Below are 658 nucleotides of genomic sequence, written 5' to 3'. Positions count from 1 at the left end.
GCTACTGGACCTCAAGGTGCTCAAGGTAACACGGGTGCTACCGGCGCTACTGGACCTCAAGGTGTTCAAGGTAACACAGGTGCTACCGGCGCTACTGGTATAGGAGTTACTGGACCTACTGGACCTTCTGGTGGACCTACCGGACCTACTGGGCCAACTGGACCTAGCTTCCCTGTAGCAACAATTGTTGTAACAAACAATATTCAGCAAACAGTACTGCAATTTAATAACTTTATTTTTAGTACTGCAATTAACGTAAACAATATTATCTTCAACGGCACAGATACAGTTACTGTTATCAACGGTGGCATTTATGTAATTAGCGTATCCATTTCTACAACCGCGCCAGGATGCGCTCCACTTGGAGTAGGAATTTCAATTAATGGAGCTGTCGCAACTGATAACTTCTCTTCAAATTTAATAGGCGACTCACTTTCATTTACTACAATTGAAACATTAGCAGCTGGTGCAAGAATTTCTGTCCAATCTACTCTTAATGAGATTACGATCCCTGCGACAGGAAATACTAACATCCGCCTTACTGTATTTAGAATCGCTTAAATTTCACTATATATTGTTTATGACAAATAAAAAAAGAGCGAGAATGAAGTGACCCCTAAAAGTTAGACACGGTTATTTCATTAGGCAGCTTGATAAA

1 protein-coding gene is annotated in these 658 nt (G+C 41.0%); it reads left to right on the top strand.

All coding sequences use genetic code 11. From position 1 onward, the window contains the following. Window positions 1-561: Gly-Xaa-Xaa repeat protein (locus ACODS7_RS32375; protein ID WP_488828664.1), on the top strand; the 561-nt coding region annotated here is incomplete at its 5' end. Window positions 562-658: the final 97 nt, after the last annotated feature.

The organism is Bacillus sp. FG16 (assembly GCF_057809515.1).
This window is presented reverse-complemented; position numbering and strand designations above follow the sequence as displayed.